Origin of the sequence: Jejudonia soesokkakensis, assembly GCF_042664795.1 — a bacterium.
GTDB lineage: Bacteria > Bacteroidota > Bacteroidia > Flavobacteriales > Flavobacteriaceae > Jejudonia > Jejudonia soesokkakensis.
This window is the reverse complement of the sequence record NZ_JBHTBN010000004.1, coordinates 39,920-61,685: the sequence shown is the minus strand read 5'-3', so window position 1 is coordinate 61,685 and position 21,766 is coordinate 39,920. Positions and strand designations below refer to the sequence as shown.

The 21,766-nt window shown below is 38.4% G+C and carries 17 protein-coding genes; 12 read left to right on the top strand and 5 right to left on the bottom strand.

Translation table 11 applies throughout. From position 1 onward, the window contains the following. The first annotated feature begins 34 nt into the window (after positions 1 to 34). The 3 genes from ACFQO1_RS08820 to ACFQO1_RS08810 all read left to right on the top strand — a co-directional run bounded on the left by ACFQO1_RS08820 (position 35) and on the right by ACFQO1_RS08810 (position 2,218). Positions 35 to 370 (top strand): hypothetical protein, encoded by a 336-nt coding sequence (locus ACFQO1_RS08820; protein WP_380217647.1) that lies wholly within the window; start codon positions 35 to 37, stop codon positions 368 to 370. Between the two features lie 121 nt (positions 371 to 491). Beyond that, entirely contained in the window at positions 492 to 1,208 is a 717-nt protein-coding gene (locus ACFQO1_RS08815) for a flavodoxin family protein (RefSeq protein ID WP_380217646.1), read from the top strand. A gap of 44 nt (positions 1,209 to 1,252) precedes the next feature. Beyond that, the gene (locus ACFQO1_RS08810; protein ID WP_380217645.1) at positions 1,253 to 2,218 is read left to right on the top strand and encodes a YitT family protein; all 966 of its coding nucleotides are present in this window, start codon (positions 1,253 to 1,255) and stop codon (positions 2,216 to 2,218) included. Between the two features lie 2 nt (positions 2,219 to 2,220). Here ACFQO1_RS08810 and ACFQO1_RS08805 read toward each other — a convergent pair whose 3' ends face one another. Genes ACFQO1_RS08805 through ACFQO1_RS08795 form a run of 3 tightly spaced genes read right to left on the bottom strand, consistent with a single transcriptional unit; the run spans position 2,221 to position 5,858 of the window. Then, positions 2,221 to 4,038 (bottom strand): GNAT family N-acyltransferase, encoded by a 1,818-nt coding sequence (locus tag ACFQO1_RS08805; protein WP_380217644.1) that lies wholly within the window; start codon positions 4,036 to 4,038, stop codon positions 2,221 to 2,223. Positions 4,039 to 4,085: 47 nt separating this feature from the next. Beyond that, positions 4,086 to 5,342: an aspartate kinase gene (locus tag ACFQO1_RS08800; protein WP_380217643.1), complete on the bottom strand. Its 1,257-nt coding sequence runs from the start codon at positions 5,340 to 5,342 to the stop codon at positions 4,086 to 4,088. Between the two features lie 39 nt (positions 5,343 to 5,381). Beyond that, complete coding sequence (locus tag ACFQO1_RS08795; protein ID WP_380217642.1) at positions 5,382 to 5,858, bottom strand: GNAT family N-acetyltransferase; 477 nt, start codon at positions 5,856 to 5,858, stop codon at positions 5,382 to 5,384. Between the two features lie 81 nt (positions 5,859 to 5,939). Between ACFQO1_RS08795 and fbp the strand changes: the two genes are divergently transcribed. Then, on the top strand, positions 5,940 to 6,944 hold the full coding sequence (gene fbp, locus ACFQO1_RS08790; protein ID WP_380217641.1) for a class 1 fructose-bisphosphatase: 1,005 nt from the start codon (positions 5,940 to 5,942) through the stop codon (positions 6,942 to 6,944). Between the two features lie 73 nt (positions 6,945 to 7,017). Here the strand turns inward: fbp and ACFQO1_RS08785 are convergent, their stop codons facing one another. Beyond that, a complete protein-coding gene (locus ACFQO1_RS08785; protein ID WP_380217640.1) occupies positions 7,018 to 7,443 on the bottom strand; it encodes a tellurite resistance TerB family protein in 426 nt (141 codons plus the stop codon). A gap of 162 nt (positions 7,444 to 7,605) precedes the next feature. On the opposite strand from ACFQO1_RS08785, the gene ACFQO1_RS08780 reads away from it, so the two are divergent. The 6 genes from ACFQO1_RS08780 to ACFQO1_RS08755 are packed head-to-tail and all read left to right on the top strand — an operon-like array spanning position 7,606 to position 15,275. Then, a complete protein-coding gene (locus ACFQO1_RS08780; RefSeq protein ID WP_380217638.1) occupies positions 7,606 to 8,634 on the top strand; it encodes a ligase-associated DNA damage response exonuclease in 1,029 nt (342 codons plus the stop codon). Next, positions 8,631 to 10,229 (top strand): ATP-dependent DNA ligase, encoded by a 1,599-nt coding sequence (locus ACFQO1_RS08775; RefSeq protein WP_380217637.1) that lies wholly within the window; start codon positions 8,631 to 8,633, stop codon positions 10,227 to 10,229. The genes ACFQO1_RS08780 and ACFQO1_RS08775 overlap by 4 nt, the downstream gene beginning before the upstream one ends. Continuing rightward, on the top strand, positions 10,226 to 12,685 hold the full coding sequence (locus ACFQO1_RS08770) for a ligase-associated DNA damage response DEXH box helicase (protein ID WP_380217636.1): 2,460 nt from the start codon (positions 10,226 to 10,228) through the stop codon (positions 12,683 to 12,685). The genes ACFQO1_RS08775 and ACFQO1_RS08770 overlap by 4 nt, the downstream gene beginning before the upstream one ends. Then, positions 12,685 to 13,320, top strand: a complete 636-nt coding sequence (gene pdeM, locus ACFQO1_RS08765) for a ligase-associated DNA damage response endonuclease PdeM (protein WP_380217635.1) — start codon at positions 12,685 to 12,687, stop codon at positions 13,318 to 13,320. Before ACFQO1_RS08770 ends, pdeM begins: the two co-directional genes overlap by 1 nt. Positions 13,321 to 13,332: 12 nt before the next feature. Then, the gene (locus ACFQO1_RS08760; RefSeq protein WP_380217634.1) at positions 13,333 to 14,130 is read left to right on the top strand and encodes a tryptophan-rich sensory protein; all 798 of its coding nucleotides are present in this window, start codon (positions 13,333 to 13,335) and stop codon (positions 14,128 to 14,130) included. Positions 14,131 to 14,132: 2 nt separating this feature from the next. Continuing rightward, positions 14,133 to 15,275 (top strand): aminotransferase class V-fold PLP-dependent enzyme, encoded by a 1,143-nt coding sequence (locus tag ACFQO1_RS08755; protein ID WP_380217633.1) that lies wholly within the window; start codon positions 14,133 to 14,135, stop codon positions 15,273 to 15,275. Positions 15,276 to 15,393: 118 nt separating this feature from the next. Here ACFQO1_RS08755 and ACFQO1_RS08750 read toward each other — a convergent pair whose 3' ends face one another. After that, positions 15,394 to 16,746: a dihydrolipoyl dehydrogenase family protein gene (locus ACFQO1_RS08750; RefSeq protein WP_380217632.1), complete on the bottom strand. Its 1,353-nt coding sequence runs from the start codon at positions 16,744 to 16,746 to the stop codon at positions 15,394 to 15,396. A gap of 233 nt (positions 16,747 to 16,979) precedes the next feature. On the opposite strand from ACFQO1_RS08750, the gene mfd reads away from it, so the two are divergent. Further along, a complete protein-coding gene (gene mfd / locus ACFQO1_RS08745; RefSeq protein ID WP_380217631.1) occupies positions 16,980 to 20,375 on the top strand; it encodes a transcription-repair coupling factor in 3,396 nt (1,131 codons plus the stop codon). 44 nt (positions 20,376 to 20,419) lie between these two features. Beyond that, positions 20,420 to 21,751, top strand: coding sequence for a TlpA family protein disulfide reductase (locus ACFQO1_RS08740; RefSeq protein WP_380217630.1), 1,332 nt, complete (start codon positions 20,420 to 20,422; stop codon positions 21,749 to 21,751). Positions 21,752 to 21,766: the final 15 nt, after the last annotated feature.

Below are 21,766 nucleotides of genomic sequence, written 5' to 3'. Positions count from 1 at the left end.
TTGACTCTGTACTATTAATTAAAAACAAAATAAGATGGCAACCGAAACTCCTGAATGGACAAAAACAGAACTACAGACTTATATTCTACTACTTTGTGCTAATGCAGATAACAATGAAACCCAAGAAGAAATAAGCATGATCCAATCAAAGGTTCCTAAAGAGACTTTTGAAAAAATCTACCAAGAATTTTCTAAAGATTCTGAAAAGAATAAACTAAAAAAAATAGATAAAAGTGTCCACATGCATACCTATACAAGTATGGAATTGAGTGCTTTTAGAAGAGAAATGTATAAAATTTTCTTTTCAGATTGTAAGTTCACCCTTATGGAGAAGCGGCTGGATATGACGCTAGATAATATTTTATACTAAAGTGATAAACAAAGCCTTCGAGACAAAACACAGCGATTAGTCTTTTAAGTAATTGTAATCTTGTACAAATTAATTCTCTATTTGAATCTAAGTTTGTAACTTACTGAAAACTATAGCTAAAATGCCTTCACAAAAACCTAATTTCAGCAATCTAAACGCTTTATACATTAACTGCACCCTAAAGAAAACACCACAAATGAGCCATACGCAGGCACTCATGGATGTTTCGATCAAAATCATGAGATCTGAAGGGGTAACGGTAGAATACCTTCGACTCGTAAACCACGATATTGCATATGGCGTGTATCACGACATGACCGAACATGGTGCCAAAACAGACGAATGGCCAGAACTCTGGAAAAAAGTACAATCTGCAGACATTCTTGTCATAGGTACACCCATTTGGCTGGGAGAAAAATCTTCGGTAGCTACAAAACTTATTGAGCGGTTGTATGCTGAAAGTGGAAAAAGAAACGACAAAGGTCAGTACTATTTCTACGGAAAAGTTGGCGGTTGTATTATTACTGGGAATGAAGATGGTATTAAGCACGTTGCGATGAGTACGCTTTATGCCTTGCAACATATAGGGTATAGCATTCCGCCTCAGGCAGATTGTGGTTGGATAGGAGAAGCTGGACCAGGACCGAGTTACAATGACGAAGAAAGTAATGCAAAAAGTAATGATTTTACCAATCGCAATACGACATTTATGACCTACAATTTGCTGCATTTAGCAAAACTACTTCAAGAACAGGGTGGCTATCCTTCCTACGGAAATTCGAGAGCCGATTGGGATGATGGTACACGTTGGAATTTTGAAAATCCAGAGTATCGATAGTACTTTTTATCCTTAAATTATTTGTAGTTTCGTAAGAAAATAGTTTGTTACACCTCTTTCAATATATCATAGCGCAAGCGGCTAAACGTAAGTTAGATAAGCCTAATGTTCGCACGAAGAAATCCCGTGAGCGAATTTTTAAAGAAACTAAGGTTGAACTTTCTCACCTAGCAAAAGATTCTGCCCTTATTTGTTTTGGAATCTTCTCTGCTTCCATTGGCCTTAATGGATTTTTATTACCTAATAGTTTTATTGATGGTGGCGTAACGGGAATCTCGTTAATTGTAACCGAATTTTCTGGCATCTCTTTATCCATTTTGCTGGTTACCATTAATTTACCTTTTGTCTTTTTGGCCTACTCGACCATAGGAAAAAACTTTGCATTGCGAAGTTTTATAGCAATTTTACTGCTTGCTGTGTTAGTTCATTTTATTCATATTCCTCCCATAACAGATGATAAATTACTCATTGCTGTTTTTGGAGGCTTTTTTCTAGGGGCTGGAATTGGATTGGCCATTAGAGGAGGTGCAGTTATCGATGGCACAGAAGTACTGGCGATCTTTATTAGCCGAAAGACACACCTTACCATTGGAGATGTAATCCTAGTATTTAACGTCATTATATTTAGTGTGGGGGCGTATACATTCTCTGTGGAGGTTGCGCTCTACGCTATGCTAACCTATTTAGCAGCCTCTAAAACAGTAGATTTTGTAGTGTCTGGTATTGAAGAATATGTTGGTGTTACTATTGTTTCAGATTTTAGTGAAGAAATAAGGGTGGCTATCATAGATAAAATGGGAAGAGGCTGTACCATTTATAACGGAAAACGTGGTTTTGGAAAACGAGGCGAGAAATTATTAGAAACCGATATTATTTACACAGTAATTACTCGTTTGGAACTTGCTAAACTTCATACCGAAATTGATAAAGTGGACTCTAATGCTTTTATTGTAATGCACAGTATCAAAGATGCAAAAGGAGGTATGATTAAAAAGAGGCATCTAAAATAAGACTATTCTTCCTCGTCTTTTTTCCCGTTGGCATACTTTCGTTCTAACTCTGCTTGAAACTCCTCCATGACTGGCTTTACAGTACTTTCGGGCAAGTCGGCAATACGTATGTACATTAATCCATCCACGGCATTGTTAAACAAGGGATCTACGTTAAACGCTACCACTTTTGCATTCTGTTTGATATATTTTTTAATTAACACAGGTAACCTGAGTGCTCCAGGTTCTACTTCATCAATGAGCTTGTCAAACTTGTTTAAATCGGCTTCACTTTCATCAAAAATAAAGTCTTTGTCAGCGTCCTTTAATTTTACTTTATATTCTTTCTTCGGATTGATATATTGCGCTACCCACGGATCATAATAGTTAGACTTCATAAATTCAATCATTAACGATTTTGAAAAGTCTGAAAATTTATTGCTAATACTTACGCCTCCAATTAAAAAGCGATGCTCAGGATATCGAAGGGTCGTATGAACAATTCCCTTCCAGAGCAAAAATAAAGGCATAGGACGCAATTGATATTCGTTGATGATAAAAGCACGTCCCATCTCAATAGATTTACTCATCATATCAAATAACTCTGGTTCAAACCTGAAAAGATCCTGAAGGTAAAATCCATCAATACCATACTTCGCAAAGATTTGAGATCCTAAGCCCATTCGATACGCTCCTGCCATTTTTCGAGCTTCATTATCCCATAAAAACATATGGTGATAATGGTTGTCAAAACTATCTAGGTCTGTAGCATTGTTGGTTCCTTCACCAACCGCTCTAAAAGTAATTTCACGTAAGCGTCCTATTTCGGCAAGGATGTTTGGGATTGTAGCAGCTTCAGCCAAAAAGACTTCATAATTTTTACTTTCTAGCAATCGTTTATCATTTTTCCGAAGCAAAGCAATTTCTGCTTCCATAGCCTCAACCGATACTGCGCCTACAATTTTCCTAACCGGTTTTGGTATTTTTAGGGTAGTAGGAATATTTTCTAGTAATTTCTTTTTCTGAAAGGGATTCGCTAACACATACGTCTTTTTCCGAAGAAAAGCAGTGTAGGCTTCAAGGCTTTCATGTTCCTGCTGATCGGCAACTGAAATTGGATTTCCAATACGAACTTTCAAGGTTCGTTCTTTTTGAGTCAACAATTCACTTGGTAATTTTGCTGTACGCAACGTGTCACTCACTTTTGCCCAGCGATAAAATGATTTGCTGTTTCTTCCGTGGAAATAAATTGGAATGACCGGAACACCAGCCCTTTTTACCAGCTTCATTGCGGCAGGTTCCCATGGTTTATCAACCATAATTTTATCATCCTTCTGTGTAGAAACTTCACCTGCAGGGAAAATTCCGAGTGGATGGCCGTCACGTAAATGTGTTAATGCGGCTTTAAAGCCCGTAACACTATTTTGTGCTTCCTTGTGTTCTTCAAAAGGATTTACTGGCATCACATAAGGCTTTAACGGCTCGATACGATGTAACAAAAAGTTCGCAATGATCTTGAAATCCTCTCTTTTTTCGAGTAAAATTTTTAGTAATAAAATACCATCTATTCCACCCAAGGGATGATTAGAAATGGTAATGAATCCGCCTGTTTTAGGGATTCGTTTTAGATCTTCTTCAGGAATTTCAAAATCAACTTCAAATTCATCCAGCAAAGCGTTGATAAATTCGAGTCCGCTTAAATGTTTATTCCGGTTGTATATTTTATTGCACGTAGAAATATTAAGGACTTTCATTAAAGACCAACCCATAAAAGTGCCTAAAAAGCCAAATTTATCGACTTTTATAGCTTTGGCAATCTCTTTAGCGTTGACAAGTCCCATAATTGTTTGAGGTGGTGTTTTTACAAATATAAACAAAGACTATAAGATTACTGCTTTGTTACCAGCTGAACAGTTTCACGACTTTCTTGCTTCACTAGTACAGTTTTTCCCTCGGTTAATGCTTTAATTCCTTTTTTAGTGGCATGCCGAATCGTAAACAATGTGACATTTTCATTCCATTTCACTTTAAAAACAGAACGCAGTTTATTAAGTAGTGCTTCTAAATTGTTGTATTTGTCATATACACAAACAGAAAAACTAATGGCAGAATTCTGTATCAACTCTACCTTCATTTTATATTCATGCAGCCATTTAAACACATCGCCAATGTTATCTTCCATCATAAAACTAAAATCTAGTGAGGACAACGAAATCAAAATAAGCTCCTGTTTTAAAATAAAACAAGATGTTAAAGGATCCAGAGTCACACCCTTGCCCACACAAGTTCCATCGTTTAACGGATTTAAAAACGATTTTACATATAAAGGGATTTCCTTTCGTTGTAACGGTTGTAAGGTCTTAGGATGAATTACAGAAGCTCCGTAAAATGCAAGTTCGATCGCTTCTCTATAAGAAATATGATGAAGTAAAGTTGTTTTTGAAAAATACCTCGGATCAGCATTCAAAACCCCGGGGACGTCTTTCCATATCGTCACACTGTCTGCATTTAAACAATACGCAAAGATCCCGGCCGTATAATCACTTCCTTCGCGTCCTAAGGTCGTTGTGAAATTATTGGTGGTTTCAGAACCTAAAAATCCCTGAGTAATCGTAATTCCCTTGGTCTCAACTGTCCCTAAAATAAGTTGTTGGGTTTGCTCCCAATCCACTCTGGCATCACGATAACTTGCATCTGTTTTGATACAACTACGTACATCCAACCAGGTGTTTTTTATATTATTTTCTGAAAGATATTCGGAAACTATGGTCGTAGAAATCAATTCTCCATATCCAACCACCTGATCATAAATGTAAGAGTGATTTGAAGATTTGGTAGTATCTAAAAATTGAGAAAGTTCAATAATAAAATCTTTTAGTTTTTTAAAAATTGGATGAGCCGTATTTTGAAATAGACCGTTTAAAATAACATGATGGTATTCATAAATTTCGGTAATTGCTGAAGCTACCTGAGTTTTATCCTTAAAATAATGGGTAATGACTCCTTCAAGTGCATTGGTCATTTTACCCATAGCCGACACAACTACAACCAGATTTTTTTCTCCTGTTTTTTCTAAAACAGCCACCAGATTTTTGACTCCTTCTGCATCCTTAACCGATGCTCCACCAAATTTGAATACTTTCATACAATGCCCACGAAGGTGGGTATCTTTTAAATTAAAACTTTACTTATCTATAAACTGCGCCAACCCTTCCTCTTCCATAATGGCGATATACCAATCCTTGTAAAAAATGGCTCCAGACTTTTCATAAAAGTCAATGGCTGGTTTATTCCAGTCCAGCACAATCCATTTTACTGCAACAATGCCTCTCTCATGGGCATACTGCATTACTTTTGAATATAACTTTAAGCCTATTCCTTTGCCACGCATAGATTGAGTCACAATAAGATCTTCCAGATGTACAGCACGTCCTCTCCATGTAGAAAAAACATCATACACTATAGCTATACCTTCAACAATTCCTTTAACTTCTGCTACAAAACAAGTAAAAAGGGGATCTGCACCAAAGCCCTCTTTTTCAAGTGTGTCTACTTTTATTTTTACGCCATCGGGTTCTTTTTCATAGACCGCGAGTTCTGTAATAAGTTCTAAAACACGAGGCATATCGGCTTTTGTGGCTTTCCTTATATGTATATCCATGGTAAAAGTTTACCCTACAAATATCGGTCGTATTTCTTAAAAATCCCGATATTTACAGCAAATTCACGACAACACAACTACATGGCTAAAAAAAATCAGACACTAGGCGAATTTATCATCGAGAATCAAAGTGAATTTAAATACTCCTCTGGCGAACTTTCGAGGCTGATCAATTCTATACGACTGGCCGCAAAAGTGGTAAACCATGAAGTAAACAAAGCAGGTCTGGTTGATATTTTGGGAGCTGCAGGCGACACCAATATTCAAGGGGAAGACCAGCAAAAATTAGATGTGTATGCCAATGAGGCTTTTATAAAAACACTTACCAACAGAGAAATTGTTTGTGGTATTGCTTCGGAAGAAGAAGACGATTTTATTACTATTCAGGGACGCAACAAAAAGAACGATAATAAGTATATCGTATTAATAGACCCGCTAGACGGTTCCAGCAATATCGATGTAAATGTTTCGGTAGGTACTATCTTTTCCGTCTATAGAAGAGTTACTCCTGAAGGTACTCCAGTCACGTTAGAAGATTTTCTACAGCCGGGAAATAGGCAGGTAGCTGCTGGTTATATTGTCTATGGAACCTCAACCATGATCGTGTATTCGACAGGACACGGAGTGAATGGATTTACCTTGAATCCTGCCATTGGAACATACTATCTATCTCATCCTAATATGAAATTTCCAGAAGATGGTCATATTTATTCGGTAAATGAAGGAAACTATGTGCACTTTCCGCAGGGCGTAAAAAATTATATTAAATATTGCCAGGCAGAGGAAGGTGACAGACCTTACACTTCGAGATATATTGGTTCTCTGGTTTCAGACTTTCATAGAAATATGATTAAAGGCGGAATTTATATCTACCCAAATACCTCAAAAGATCCTAACGGTAAACTAAGATTATTATATGAATGCAATCCTATGGCGTATTTAGCAGAACAGGGCGGTGGGAAAGCTAGTGATGGAAGCCAACGCATCCTGGATATTCAACCTACTGCGCTACACCAACGTGTCCCTTTTTTCTGTGGCAGTAAGAACATGGTCGAAAAAGCAGAAGAATTTATGCAAAAAGCATAATGCAACCTGTTACCATAAAAAAGAGCTTTTCAATAATCTTGAAAAGCTCCTTCAGTAGTATTATTTAAACAGCTTATTTCTTGTTCAACAGGTACCTGTAATCTTCCATATCAAGTCCTCCCTGATAGATTTCAATAGAACGTTTGATCAACTTTGAAGCAAGTTCGGCCGTATAGCCTAGTCCAATCGCATATTTCTCAATTAAAAAGCGCTCGTGATCATCAATCTCATGATCTGCAAAAATCATTTCAAAAAGATCATGCATACGCTCTAACCTTCTGTCTGCATCATTTGGCGGATTAATAGGATACTTTGTTGGATTTTTTAAGATCTCCTCATATTCACTTTCAGCGATATCTAGTTTTCTTGCAAATCTGCGAAGCATTTTTTCCTCTTCCGCATTGAGTTCTCCATCTACTGCAGCCATGCTCGCTATCGATGCAAAATGACCTACATTTCTCTGGTGTTCTCCACTCTCAAATAAATCTGTAAAAGACATAGTATAAATTTAGAGTACAAATATAATCTATGTGTAAAAAAATTCCGAAGAAAGCTTCAGAATATTTTGCTATTCTTTTTAAAGATATAATCCATTAAACTTTTCTTAATGGCGCCGTAATACAAATCAAAAACGTTTAATTTTATTCTGAAAACTTCAAACATGTCAAAAACTCCCCTACTCATTTTTAACAGTAAAGGCATCTATTGTAAACAGGCAGATGTATACATTGATGCATGGAAACCTGTTGACAAATGCATCGTCACACATGGACACGCAGATCATAGTCGCTGGGGACACAAACAATACATCACCCACACAAACAATGTGCCTATCATAAAACATCGATTGGGAGAAATAATCGTAACCGGAAAGAACTGGGGCGAAACATTTACCATCAACGGGGTCACTTTTTCTTTACATCCTGCAGGTCATATTGTAGCTTCGAGTCAGGTTCGTGTCGAATACAAAGGGGAAGTTTGGGTTTTTACTGGTGATTTTAAAACTGAAAATGACGGCATTGCAGAACCTTTTGAACTTGTAAAATGCAATACATTTATAACCGAATGCACCTTCGGCCTTCCGGCCTTTACATGGACTCCGCAAGCTGAAGTATTTAAGGACATCAACAACTGGTGGGCTGCCAATCAAGCCGAACATAAAACATCTGTCCTCTTTGGATATTCCCTCGGAAAGGCACAGCGATTACTGAAACATCTTGACCCATCCATAGGCAAAATATATACGCATGGAGCAATCGAAAATATGACCGATGTACTCCGAAGCAACTATCAATTTCATGAAACTACCCGAATTACCAGAGACACCAAAAAAGAAGAATTGTTAGGGAATATCGTCCTGGCTCCTCCCAGTGCTCATGGAGGCACTTGGATTCGGAAAATGGTTCCCTATGTCACTGCAAATGCCAGTGGCTGGATGACCTTTAGAGGTGCCAGACGAAGACGTGCCATCGACCGCGGATTTGTATTAAGCGACCATTCCGATTGGGACGGGCTACTATCTACGGTCAAAGAAACAGGCTGCGAGAAAGTGATCGCGACTCACGGGTATACCGAAATTTTTTCCAGATATCTTAGAGAAGAAATGGGACTGGACGCCCGAACCGAAAAAACACAGTACGAAGAAGAGGGAAGTGAAAGTTCAAAAAAAGAAGCGGAGGAAGACGTATGAAAGATTTCGCTAACCTTATAAAAAAACTGGACAGCACGAATAAAACAAATGAAAAGGTTGCTGCCCTCACTGCCTATTTTAATAGTGCTTCTGAAGAGGATAAACTATGGACTATCGCTATTTTGTCACATCGAAGACCTAAACGTCCTGTAAATACAACTTTGCTTAGAGAATGGGCTACAGAAATTAGCAATGTTCCGCTATGGTTATTTGAAGAAAGCTACCATATTGTAGGCGACCTGGCCGAAACCATTGCCTTGATTATTCCTAAAACAAACGCTTCTAAAAAAAATAAAAAATCGCTCTCTACCTATATTCAAGAGATTATTACACTTCGTACCCTTTCCGAAGAAGAAAAAAAACAATACCTCCAGCAAAACTGGTTACAGCTTAGCTATTTTGAACGCTTTGTTTTTAACAAGATCATTACGGGTGGTTTTAGAATTGGGGTGAGCCAAAAATTAATGACACGGGCCTTATCAAAATCCGCAGGAATTGAAGAGGATATTCTTGCCTATAAACTAATGGGCGATTGGACCCCTCAAAACACCACCTATCAAAAATTAATACTTGAGGAGAATCCAGAGGACTACCTCAGCAAGCCCTACCCTTTCTATTTGGCGTATGCGGTAGAAGATAATTTTCAGGAGGAGTTGGGAAATATTCAAGATTGGAGCTTTGAACATAAATGGGATGGAATTCGCAGTCAGGTAATTATTCGAAATGACGAAGTATTTGTTTGGTCACGTGGGGAAGAACTGGTAACCGATAAATATCCCGAGTTTCAGTGGTTTTTATCAAAGATTCCTAACGGAACTGTACTAGACGGTGAAATACTTCCGTTTGGAGGGAAACAAATTGGTAATTTTAATGACCTTCAAACACGAATAGGACGTAAAAATCTGAGCAAAGCCTTACTCGAAAAAACTCCGGTTATATTAAATGCATACGATTTGCTGGAGTGGGAAGGAAAAGACATTCGGCAACGGCCTTTTTCAGAAAGAAGAGAGATTTTAGATCAACTCATTAGTGAATGTGATTGCGATGCGATAGGACTCTACCTCAGCGAAACCATGGAATTTGATACTTGGGAAGCTGCGGCCAAAGAACGAGAACTTTCCAGAGAAAAACGTAGTGAAGGCCTAATGTTAAAACGAAAGGATTCTCCCTATCTCGTTGGAAGAAAAAAAGGAGACTGGTGGAAATGGAAAACAGATCCGTTTACCATCGATGCTGTGTTGACCTATGCTATGCGTGGCCACGGAAGGAGAGCCAATTTGTACACAGATTATACCTTCGGATTGTGGGACAATGGTGAACTTGTCACGTTTGCTAAGGCCTATTCCGGATTGACCGATGCAGAATTTAGACAGGTAGATAACTGGATCAAAAAAAATACGTTGGAGCGTTTTGGACCTGTACGAAGTGTCACTCCCCATCATGTCTTTGAGATTGCGTTTGAAGGAATCGCTGAAAGCAGCCGTCATAAAAGCGGGATTGCCACACGGTTTCCGCGAATTTTACGCTGGCGGAAAGACAAACCCAAGGAAGAAGCAAATACACTGGACGATTTAAGAGCGTTGATCCCAAAGTGAAACAATCTGAACTCATCCATATAGCCGAAGACTGGTTCCAAAAACAACATTGGAACGCATTTCCCTTTCAAAAAAAAACATGGAAAGCATTTCTGGATGGCAAGCACGGTTTGTTAAACGCTCCTACCGGAAGTGGAAAAACCTATGCACTTTGGGTACCTGTCGTGCTTCAGTATATTAAAGACAATCCCGATTATAAAACTAAAAAAGCAAAGGGTTTAAAAGCCATCTGGATCACACCGTTACGGGCACTTTCCGTAGAAATCAAGCAATCTGCACAACGGTTTGCAGACGAATTAGAAACAGGATTGACTGTAGGAATTAGAACAGGCGATACCACACAAAGTGAACGGGCAAAACAAAAAAAGAACATGCCCGATTTGTTGATCACGACTCCCGAAAGCTTGATGCTATTGCTGGCAAGTAAAGGCTATGATAAAATGTTTAACACCCTCACTGCTGTGATTGTAGATGAGTGGCATGAATTATTGGGCAGCAAACGAGGTGTCCAAATTGAATTGGCACTTTCGAGATTGAAAACTGTTGCTCCAAAACTTCGCATCTGGGGGATTTCGGCCACCATCGGAAATTTGGAGCAGGCACAGGATGTGTTGTTAGGAATGGATGCGCGATTTCGAGAAAATTCTATTTTAATAAAAGCCAAACTCAATAAAAAAATCGTGGTCAAGTCCATCATCCCTAAAAAAATGGAAACCTTTCCGTGGCGGGGACATTTAGGATTGCATTTACTAGAAGACATCATTCCAATTATAAATGATAGTAAAACGACCCTCATCTTTACCAATACGCGTAGTCAATGTGAGATCTGGTTTCAGAAAATATTAGAGAAACATCCCGAGTTCGCAGGCGAAATTGCCATGCACCACGGAAGTATCAACAAAGAAACACGTCTTTGGGTAGAGCACGCCATTCGAAATGAAAGTCTAAAAGCCGTGGTCGCTACCTCAAGTCTCGATCTGGGAGTCGATTTTGCTCCTGTGGAAACTATTATTCAGATTGGCGGACCAAAAGGGATCGCCAAGTTTTTACAACGGGCAGGGCGAAGCAATCACAGACCTGGCGAACCCAGTGTGATTCATTTTTTACCCACGCACGCCATGGAATTGATAGAGGCTTCCGCCTTAAAAAAAGCAGTTAAAGGAAACGTGATGGAAGATCGCATTCCGTATCTGTTGAGTTTTGATGTGCTTATTCAGTATTTGGTAACGCTGGCAGTAAGCGACGGATTTATTCCGAAGGAAATATATCCTGAAATTAAAAATACCTTCTGCTTTCAAGCCATCACGGACGAGCAATGGTTATGGTGTCTCAATTTTATTACAAAGGGAAGTCAGAGTTTACAGGCGTATGATGAATACAAGCGCGTTATTATAGACGAAGACGGTCGTTATAAAGTGGAAAGCAGACAAATTGCAATGATGCATCGTCTTTCTATAGGGACTATCGTAAGCGATGCGATGGTACAGGTGAAATATGTGAGTGGCGGATTTATAGGCACTATCGAAGAATTTTTTATTGGCAAAATGAAGCCTAGCGATGTGTTTGTCTTTGCAGGCAGAACTTTAGAGTTAGTTCGTGTTCGAAACATGGTCGCTCAGGTTCGGCGTAGTTCCAAACGAACTAGCAATGTGGTGAGTTTTATGGGCGGACGAATGGCGTTGTCTTCACAAATGAGTGAAATATTGAGAAACGAATTACAAAGCGAAGCCGATCATAAACGCAATACACCAGAATTAAAAGCACTAAGTGATATATTTGACCGACAAGAACTTGAAAGTATTGTTCCTGGAAATAACGAGTTTTTAATTGAGACTTTTAAAACCCGGGAAGGCTATCACTCGGTTTTCTATCCGTTTGAAGGTCGGTTTGTACACATGGCGATGGGTGGTTTATTGGCGTATCGCATAAGTTTGTTGTTGCCAATTACTTTTTCACTGGCATATAATGACTACGGATTTGAACTACTTAGCGACCAGCCGCTGGACATTCAACAGGTGTTGGATAATAATTTATTTACGGTCGAATATTTATTTGAGGATCTTCAGAAGAGTTTAAATTCTACAGAACTGGCACGACGAAAATTTCGGGATATTGCGGTTATTAGCGGAATGGTTTTTACAGGGTATCCCAGCAAACAAATAAAAACAAAGCACCTGCAAAGTAATTCTCAGTTGCTGTTTGATGTGTTTAGAGATTATGAAGCAGATAATTTGTTATACCAGCAGGCGTTTCGAGAAACCTTTGAACACGAGATGGAAGAAGGTCGATTACGTCTGGCGTTAGAACGAATTGCAACGCAAACGGTGGTTTGGAAACAATGTGAGAAAGCAACTCCGTTTAGCTTCCCTATTATTACAGATCGTTTGCGGGAGAAATTGTCTTCAGAAAAATTAAAAGACCGAATTAAACGAATGACCTTACTTTTGATGAAATAGTGGAACACACTCTTCAAATACAAAACAATTTATTTACGCTACATCCCAGCGGAGCGATCTTTTGGCAGGATAAATCAATGTTGTTAATAGCAGATGTGCATTTGGGGAAGGTGACACATTTCAGAAAACACGGTGCTGCGATTCCGCCACATCTCGCTTTTAAAAATCTCGAAAAATTAACTGAGGTGAGTAATCATTTTCAACCAAAAACAGTTTGCTTTCTGGGCGATCTGTTTCATAGTAATTTAAATACAGAATGGAACGATTTTGCCAAATGGGTAGATTACACTTCTTCAGACATTGTTTTGATAAATGGCAACCATGATATCATTCCGAAGTACCTTTTTGAAGAGGTAGGAGTTAGCATATATGAAGAACAGGTCATTGACAATTTTTTATTGACTCACCACCCTACAGAACATGAGACTTTATTTAATTTTTGCGGCCACATACATCCTGGAGTGACGCTAGGTGGCGTGGGTAGACAAACTATAAAACTTGCTTGTTTTTTTAAATCTGAAAACCAACTCATTCTACCTGCATTTGGTACATTTACAGGAAAGTATCTGTTAACTCCCACCGAAACTGATGAAATTTATGTGCTTGTCGATGGGGAAGTGCTGAAAGTTTCTTAATTAAAATCAACTATGAAAAAAACACTACAAATAGCTAACATCGTTGCATTTATCGTAACGATCTATTTTAATTATGCTTCTAGTGCCGGCGTTTTTAACGACACCACTCAGGCAGATATGAGCGCTCAATATGAGACCTTATTCACGCCTGCTGGCTATGCTTTTTCTATTTGGGGACTTATTTATCTTTTACTGTTGGGATTTGTAATCTATCAGTCACGAAGTCTGTTTGTAAAAGTGAGAGATGATCAATTTGTTACGCGCACTGGCTGGTGGTTTGTCTTGAGTTGTATTACCAATAGTTTGTGGTGCTATCTGTTCGTTTCAGATTATATATTGGTATCAACATTTGTGATCTTTTGTATGTTGTTTTGTTTGCTTCAGATTGTAGTACGGAATAGAATGGAATTGGATGACGAACCTATTTCTGTCATTCTGTTTTTATGGTGGCCTTTTGTGATCTATTCAGGATGGCTCACGGTTGCCTGTATTGCAAATGTTTCGGTATATTTTACTAAAATAGGTTGGGACAGATTTGGAATTTCAGAAAATATCTGGACAATTAGTATGATCTTGGTTGCGATGGTCCTCAATCTTATTATTACCTGGAAACGGAATATGCGCGAATTTGCTCTGGTTGGAGTTTGGGCGCTTGTCGCCATCGCAGTCGCAAATTGGGAAACGCATTCAGATATTAAAATAACTGCTTTGGTTGCTTCAGCAGTATTAGTGGTTAGTAGTAGCTATCACGCGCTTAAAAATCGTGATACCAATCCGGCGATAAAGTGCGTAGAATATTTTAAAAAATAAGGATGAGATCTCAAAAACACCTGTTCAGTTTACCCGAAGAAATTACCTACCTCAACTGTGCGACTATGTCTGCACAATTAAAGTCGGTTGAGAAAATTGGAATTGAAAATCTGCTAAAAAAATCTACCCCGTATGTAATAGAAGGCAAACATTTTTTTGAAGAACGTGCTATTTTAAAGCAGCGTTTTGCTCAACTCATTGATTGTACAGATGACGAGAGTGTTTCGATCATTCCTTCAGTTTCCTACGGAATTGCCAACGCAGTAAAGAATATTCCATTTGAGAAAGGTGACGAAATTATAGTACTTGACGAACAATTTCCCAGCAATTTTTATGCGTGGAAGCACTTGGAAACAACCGAAGGTGTTTCCCTAAAGACCGTCGCAGCACCTCCTGTTGCAAGCGGAAGAGGGAGTTTATGGAATGAAAAACTTCTAAATACGATTAACTCAAAAACAAAAGTAGTTTCCATTCCGCAGGTACATTGGGCAGACGGCACCTTGTTTAATTTGAAAGCCATTCGTGAAAAAACAAATGAGGTGGGTGCCTATCTTATTATCGATGGTACCCAGAGTGTGGGAGCGATGGAATTTTCAATACAAAAAATTCAGCCAGACGCACTTATCTGTGCAGGCTACAAGTGGTTGATGGGCGGCTACGGATTGGGAATGGCATATTATGGAGCGCGATTTTATGATGGAACACCCATAGAAAATAATTGGATGAATCACGAAGGCAGTGAAGATTTTACCCATCTAGCAAAGTATAACGAGAATTTTAAACCCAAATCGGCACGCTATGATATGGGAGAGAGCAGTAATTTTATATTAACGCCGATGCTTTCTGAAGGTATTCGGCAACTCAATGAGTGGTCTCCAAAAGCCATTCAGGAGTATTGTAAAATCATTTCTCAAGCACCTATCCAACAACTCAAAAAGCTAGGGTATTTTATAGAGGAAGAATCATTTCGAGCCAATCATCTTTTCGGGATTTATCTTTCCGAAGAAAAAAAGCTACAAAGTATAAAAGACCGCCTACAGGCAGAAAAGATTTTTGTGAGCTACCGAGGAAATGCCATTAGAGTGTCTCCAAATGTATATAATACAGAAGCCGATTTGATGAAGTTAGTAGAGTGTTTTTTTTAAGCCTATTCTATTTGATCATTTCACGTTTCACGCCTCACGTTTGAAAACATACCACAAGAACCTCTTTGACCATCCCTAATTAGAAAGTAATTTTATTTGTACTTCTTCCTTCAAATCTCTACACCATTCCTTTAATGTCGTTGCCCCAAGTGGGGTATGCAAAAATCATCCTTTTTAGATCCTTCGTTGTCAGTTTTCCACACATTGCAAGTACAAATAAATTAATCATTTCGCCAGCTTCCGGAGCAATGATATGAACGCCTAAAATCAGATCCCGCTTTTTATCGACAATACTCTTATAGCCGTAGGTTGTTGAATTTATTCTTTTCGCATTAAACCAATGCGGAACGCATTTAAACTCGACCACAATATCGTATCCTTTCTCTTTTGCCTGCTGTTCGGTCAAACCAATGGATGCGAGTTGCGGCAAGGTAAATACCACACTGGGAACTGGTGGAAAATCTAATTTCTCTGTATTTCCTTTTCTAATATTGATAGAAACCACACGTGATTCCTGGGAAGAAACAGGCGTTAATGGTAAGGTTCCGCTCGCCGAAACATCACCACAGGCATACACCGATTTGTTCGTGGTATTCTGAAGGAACTCATTAACTGAAATTCCATTTTTTTCAAATGCTACATTTCCTTTTTCGAGGTCTAATTGGTCAATAGATGGAACTCTTCCTGCGGTATTAAAGACAGCTTTTGTTTTTACTGAATTAGAGCTTCCGTTTTTCTGAAAGGTCACTCTAAAATTTGTCCGAAGTTTTTCAACTTTAGTTACCTCTGCATTAAATATAAAAGTAATTCCCAGCTCCTCTGAAGCTTTCGTCAAATAATCTACTATATCTGCTTCAAAGGGTGCTAAGGGTCGGTCACCAAATTCGATTACCGTTACTTTCGAACCACATCGTGCTGCAATATGCGCAAACTCCATCCCAATATACCCTGCTCCTACAAATACGATCTCTTCTGGCAAATCAGGTTGATGTAAAAAGTCGTCGCTATGTAATAAATGTTCTCTGCCAGGAATCTTAAGTTCCATAGGTTTCATTCCTGTAGCAACCACAATCTTCTTAGCTTTTACTGTTTTCCCTTCTACAGAAAGAGTGTTTTCATCTAAAAATTTTGGCGACTGATGGTACAGTTCGATACCTGCTTTTTTTAGATCTTTTTCGGTCGCCGCGGGAATGGCACTGGTAAAATTTTCTTTAAATTTCTGTAAATCCTGCCAGTTAACTTTTGGAATAGAATCAACACCTTTTCCTTTTAATTTTGTAGCTAATTCGATTACTTCAGTTGCACCTACCAATACCTTTTTTGGGTCACATCCTCGGTTAGGACAGGTGCCGCCGTAAATCCTATTGTCTGCAATCGCTACGGTTAATCCTTCCGCAGCACATTCCTTAGCTACCCCTTTTCCTGCGGTTCCTGTGCCAATTACAAATACATCATATTCCTTTATTCCCATCTTTAGTGCCCGAGAAGTCGGGCAGCTTTTTAATTAACATACTATTTCAACTTGTAAAGTAGTCAAACTCCTAAAATCACTATGTTATCAAAATGATAAAGTTGTTATTTTAGTTGGTTGTAATTCCATCAACGAAGTATCTTTGGGCTTTATTAAAATTTACCCGTTTTCCCGGGCTTAAAAGTTTCTCGCTTTCGCCGAAAATAAATTATCCGCCTGCGCGGACAGTAAACATGAGTAAAACACTTGTTTGTTCGCTTTTTGCACAGTCTTCTTCTTTAAGAAAACTGCAGGATACTATACTCGTTTCTGAAAAGGACACCCCCCTTAGTCCCCCCTCAAAGGGGGAAATAAGTATTTCTGGCCTTGTAGGTTCGGCTACCTCTCTTGTCATTGCTGAAATATTTAAAGCTTCAGAGCGGCCTTTTCTCATTATTCTGAACGATAAAGAGGAAGCCGCGTATCATCTCAATGATCTTGAAAATCTGTTGGGAGATGACAATGTCCTTTTTTATCCCGGAAGCTACCGAAGGCCTTATCAGATTGAAGAAACAGACAATGCCAATGTATTATTGCGGAGTGAAGTTTTAAACCGAATCAATTCCCGAAAAAAACCTGCACTTATTGTCACCTATCCTGAAGCGCTTTTTGAAAAAGTAGTCACCAAAAAGGAACTGGAAAAAAATACCTTAAAACTTTCGGTAGGTGAACATGTTACTATTGATTTTGTAAATGAAGTCCTGTTTGAATACCAGTTTAAACGTACCGATTTCGTGACCGAACCTGGTGAATTTTCAGTAAGAGGTGGAATTCTGGATGTATTTTCTTTCAGTAATGATGAACCCTACCGAATCGAATTTTTTGGTGATGATGTCGATAGTATTCGAACCTTTGATGTCGAAACGCAACTTTCATTGGAACAACTAAAAAAAGTTTCGATCATTCCCAATGTTGAGAACAAAAAGCTGGATGAAAACAGAGAAAGCTTTTTAAAATACATTTCTTCAAAAACAGTGGTTTGCTTAAAAAACAAAGAACTGTTAAGCGGAGCCATTGATAAACTGTTCAGGAAAGCAAAAGAAGCTTATAAAGCCACCGAAGGACCTGTAAAAATGAGTGCGCCAGAAGAAATTTTCTGTACTTCTGGGTTGTTAAACAAACAATTAGAGGAGTATACGACGGTTACTTTTTCAAATAAAAACATCCCCCTCAATCCCCCTTCAAAGGGGGAGGCTTCGATTTCATTTAACACCGTTCCGCAGCCATCGTTTAACAAGCAGTTTAACCTGCTTATTGAAAACCTTAACACCAACACGGCAGACGGCTACACTAACTACATATTTTGTAGCAGCGAACAACAAGCAAAGCGTTTTCATGATATTTTTGAAGATGCACAGGGACACGTAGAACAATTTGAAACAATTGTATTCCCGTTGTTTCAGGGCTTTATTGATCACGAAAACAAAAATGTTTGCTATACAGACCATCAGATTTTTGAGCGATATCATAAATTTAATTTAAAGAACGGCTATGCAAAAAAGCAGGCAATCACTTTAAAAGAATTGACCAATCTGGAAGTGGGTGATTATGTCACCCATATCGATCATGGTATTGGAAAGTTTGGAGGGCTTCAGAAAATAGAAGTCGAAGGAAAGCAGCAAGAAGCCATCAAATTGATTTACGGAGAACGGGATATTCTATACCTTAGCATTCACTCACTTCATAAGATCTCTAAATACAATGGAAAAGACGGTACGGTTCCTAAAATCTACAAACTAGGAAGTGCCGCCTGGAAAAAACTAAAGCAAAAAACAAAAACGCGGGTTAAAGAAATTGCTTTTAACCTTATTGAATTATACGCAAAGCGAAGGCTTCAAAAAGGGTTTCAGTATGATCCCGACAGCTACTTACAACACGAACTGGAATCATCTTTTATGTATGAGGATACTCCAGATCAATCAACCGCTACAGCCGATGTAAAAGCAGATATGGAAAGTGAGCGCCCAATGGATCGTTTGGTATGTGGAGATGTAGGCTTCGGAAAAACCGAGGTTGCCATACGTGCCGCATTTAAAGCAGTTGATAATGGCAAACAGGTTGCTGTCTTAGTTCCAACGACTATTCTTGCCTTTCAGCACCATAAAACATTTACCGAACGACTCGAGGGAATGCCAGTCAATGTAGATTACCTTAACCGTTTCCGAAGTGCAAAACAACGACGTAGCGTATTAGAAAATCTGGCTTCAGGGAAACTAGATATTGTAATAGGAACACACCAATTGGTAAGTAAAGCAGTAAAATTTAAAGATCTGGGGCTGTTGATTATCGATGAGGAGCAAAAATTTGGGGTTTCAGTAAAAGACAAGTTAAAAACCATTAAAGAAAATGTAGACACCCTTACATTAACGGCAACTCCTATCCCAAGAACATTACAATTCAGTTTAATGGCCGCTCGTGATCTAAGCGTAATCACCACTCCGCCGCCTAACCGATATCCGGTGGAAACCCATGTGATACGATTTGGTGAAGAAACTATTCGGGATGCAGTACAGTATGAAATATCCCGTGGCGGACAAGTATTCTTCGTTCACAACCGAATTGAAAACATTAAAGAAGTAACTGGTTTGATCCAGCGATTATGTCCGGATGCAAAAATAGGCATTGGTCATGGGCAAATGGAAGGTAAAAAACTGGAAGCTCTCATGCTTGCCTTTATGAATAATGAATTTGATGTGTTGGTTTCAACCACCATTATTGAAAGCGGGCTGGACGTACCCAACGCCAATACCATTTTTATCAACAATGCGAATAACTTTGGATTAAGTGATCTCCACCAAATGCGAGGTCGCGTAGGACGTAGTAATAAGAAAGCGTTCTGTTATTTTATTACGCCACCGTATTCTGCGATGACAGACGACGCCAGAAAACGGATTACTGCTCTGGAACAATTTAGCGAATTGGGTAGCGGATTAAATATTGCCATGAAAGATCTTGAAATTCGTGGCGCTGGTGATTTATTAGGCGGGGAACAAAGCGGATTTATCAACGAAATTGGTTTTGAGACCTATCAGAAGATTTTAGCTGAAGCCATTGAGGAATTAAAAGAAAAGGAGTTTAAAGATTTATATACTGAAACAGATGCCAACTTTAAAAACCGAACCTTCGTTAAAGAAGTTGTCATTGATACCGACTTCGAATTATTATTTCCAGACGATTATGTAAATAATATTACTGAAAGATTAAATCTCTACACCAAACTGAATGAACTCCAAGACGAAGCAGCACTCGCGGTATTTGAAAAAGAACTAATAGATCGCTTTGGAGAATTACCCGCAGAAGTTACCGATCTCTTGAACAGTGTTCGTATTAAATGGCGTGCGATTGCTCTTGGTCTGGAACGTGTCATTATGAAAAAAGGAAAGTTTGTTGGGTATTTTATTAGTGATCAGCAGAGCGATTTTTATCAGAGTGAAGCGTTTACAAAAGTGCTTCAGTTTGTGCAAAGCCATTCTCATTTGGTAACGATGAAAGAAAAACAAACCAGAAATGGATTGCGTTTACTATTAACCATCGAGAAAGTACCTTCGGTAGAAAGAGCACTCAACGTTTTAGAAAAATTTTCGGCTTAAAAATTGTAAAAACTACCGTACATTTAAACATAGAATTTCCTATCATGTTAAAAAAAATATTCTTTTTATTATTTCTTATTCCCCTTCTTACCTCAGCTCAGCATACCATTACTGGGACATTTTCCCCAGCCGAAGAGTATACCTATGTAATTTTATATCGTGTTGAGCCTACTAAAAATTACTACACTACAGATAGCAAAAAAGACGAAAAAGATAATTTTAATTTTGAGTTAGACAGCACTAACGGACCTGGCGTTTATAAGGTAGTATATGGAATTCCGCAAGATGAGAAAAACTTCTATCTGGTCTATAATGGAAAAGAAGATATAGCCTTTACTTTTTCTGAAAAAGAAGGTCTCACTTTTACAGCTTCCGAAGAGAATAAATTACTCGCCTCTTTTGAAGCACAGATGTATCGCATACAAAAAGAGATTATTGAAGCGTATCAATCAAATCCTATTGATAAAGCACAAATTGTCGCGCTGTTTAAAGAACAGGAATTACTGCAAAATGAATTTGAAAACCAACCAAATTTGGGTATTGCGGTTCATTTTATAAAAGCGAACAGACTGTATACTCCCTCAAAATATGAAGATTTTAAAACCTATGTGAAGAACCGAAAGGACACCTATTTTGACCATGTAAATTATGCCGATGACGTTTTGCAACGCTCTTCATTTTTAGACGATAATGCCAAAGGGTATATTTATGGATTTGTAAATCCTGCTGCTCCCGAAGAAAGTTATGTTTCAAATATTGATGACGTATCAAAGGCTGTAGAAGCAGCGGATATATCCTATCAAAAAACGATCTGGCATTCCATTTGGGCAGACCTAATTGAAAAGGAGTTGTTTGAAGCTTCCAAATATCTAGCCAACACATACCTGATTCCAGCTGCAAAAAAAGACAAAGACACACAAATGGTAAATAATGTGTTTAAATTTCAAAATTTAACTTTGGGATCTGAAGCACCTAACTTTTCTTGGACCGAAGAGATTAATGGAACCGAAGAAACCAGATGGTTACATAATCTGGAGCCTGCAGAAAATTACTTGCTCATTTTTTGGAGCAGTGGTTGCTCTCATTGTCTTGCTGAAATTCCTAAAATTCATACCTCATTTGCAAGTGTGCCTGAGCGTAAATTAAAAATTGTTGCCATTGGAATGGAAGATGAACCAAGGGGTTGGGAAAATATGACGGATGAGCTTCCAAGATTTACACATGTCTATGGCGCCGGAAAGTGGGACAATGACATTGCAAAGACCTATGATATTACTTCAACGCCTACTTACTTTGTATTGGATTCTAACAAAAGAATTATCTCAAAACCTGAAACTTTAGAAGAATTAATGCGAGGATTTACACTTGATAAATAATCCTCAAGCCTTGTT

What these genes read in the sequence shown, in the direction of transcription:
- ACFQO1_RS08740 (WP_380217630.1), top strand. Translation starts at nt 20,420, where the DNA reads ATGTTAAAAAAAATATTCTTTTTATTATTTCTTATTCCCCTTCTTACC.
- ACFQO1_RS08795 (WP_380217642.1), bottom strand. Translation starts at nt 5,858, where the DNA reads ATGGATATACATATAAGGAAAGCCACAAAAGCCGATATGCCTCGTGTT.
- fbp (WP_380217641.1), top strand. Translation starts at nt 5,940, where the DNA reads ATGGCTAAAAAAAATCAGACACTAGGCGAATTTATCATCGAGAATCAA.
- ACFQO1_RS08800 (WP_380217643.1), bottom strand. Translation starts at nt 5,342, where the DNA reads ATGAAAGTATTCAAATTTGGTGGAGCATCGGTTAAGGATGCAGAAGGA.
- ACFQO1_RS08820 (WP_380217647.1), top strand. Translation starts at nt 35, where the DNA reads ATGGCAACCGAAACTCCTGAATGGACAAAAACAGAACTACAGACTTAT.
- ACFQO1_RS08760 (WP_380217634.1), top strand. Translation starts at nt 13,333, where the DNA reads ATGAAAAAAACACTACAAATAGCTAACATCGTTGCATTTATCGTAACG.
- ACFQO1_RS08785 (WP_380217640.1), bottom strand. Translation starts at nt 7,443, where the DNA reads ATGTCTTTTACAGATTTATTTGAGAGTGGAGAACACCAGAGAAATGTA.
- ACFQO1_RS08805 (WP_380217644.1), bottom strand. Translation starts at nt 4,038, where the DNA reads ATGGGACTTGTCAACGCTAAAGAGATTGCCAAAGCTATAAAAGTCGAT.
- ACFQO1_RS08755 (WP_380217633.1), top strand. Translation starts at nt 14,133, where the DNA reads ATGAGATCTCAAAAACACCTGTTCAGTTTACCCGAAGAAATTACCTAC.
- ACFQO1_RS08775 (WP_380217637.1), top strand. Translation starts at nt 8,631, where the DNA reads ATGAAAGATTTCGCTAACCTTATAAAAAAACTGGACAGCACGAATAAA.
- ACFQO1_RS08815 (WP_380217646.1), top strand. Translation starts at nt 492, where the DNA reads ATGCCTTCACAAAAACCTAATTTCAGCAATCTAAACGCTTTATACATT.
- ACFQO1_RS08780 (WP_380217638.1), top strand. Translation starts at nt 7,606, where the DNA reads ATGTCAAAAACTCCCCTACTCATTTTTAACAGTAAAGGCATCTATTGT.
- ACFQO1_RS08750 (WP_380217632.1), bottom strand. Translation starts at nt 16,746, where the DNA reads ATGGGAATAAAGGAATATGATGTATTTGTAATTGGCACAGGAACCGCA.
- mfd (WP_380217631.1), top strand. Translation starts at nt 16,980, where the DNA reads ATGAGTAAAACACTTGTTTGTTCGCTTTTTGCACAGTCTTCTTCTTTA.